Origin of the sequence: Corynebacterium sp. S5S1, assembly GCF_001913985.1 — a bacterium.
GTDB lineage: Bacteria > Actinomycetota > Actinomycetes > Mycobacteriales > Mycobacteriaceae > Corynebacterium > Corynebacterium marquesiae.
This window is the reverse complement of the sequence record NZ_MKXT01000067.1, coordinates 1-499: the sequence shown is the minus strand read 5'-3', so window position 1 is coordinate 499 and position 499 is coordinate 1. Positions and strand designations below refer to the sequence as shown.

Here is a 499-nt window from a genome sequence, read left to right as displayed (position 1 = left end):
CTCACGCCGCACGAAGAACAACCCAGTGCTGATCGGTGAGCCAGGCGTCGGTAAGACTGCCGTGGTTGAGGGCCTGGCCCTGGATATTGTTAACGGCAAGGTACCGGAAACGCTGAAGGATAAGCAGCTGTATTCGCTGGACCTGGGTTCGTTGATCGCTGGTTCTCGTTACCGTGGTGATTTCGAAGAGCGCCTGAAGAAGGTGCTGAAGGAGATCAACCAGCGCGGCGACATCATTTTGTTCATCGACGAGATCCACAACCTGGTCGGTGCTGGTGCCGCAGAAGGTGCTATCGATGCTGCGTCGCTGCTGAAGCCGAAGTTGGCTCGCGGTGAGCTGCAGACCATCGGCGCTACCACGCTGGAGGAATACCGCAAGCACATCGAAAAGGACGCTGCGTTGGAGCGTCGTTTCCAGCCGGTCAAGGTCGAAGAGCCTTCGCTGGAAGATACCGTACTGATTCTGAAGGGTCTGCGCGATAAGTACGAGGCACACCAC

General features: G+C 57.3%; 1 protein-coding gene. It reads left to right on the top strand.

All coding sequences use genetic code 11. The features are described 5' to 3' along the window. The coding region (locus tag BKN05_RS11820; protein WP_286688722.1) for an AAA family ATPase at window positions 1–499 on the top strand (499 nt) is incomplete at both ends.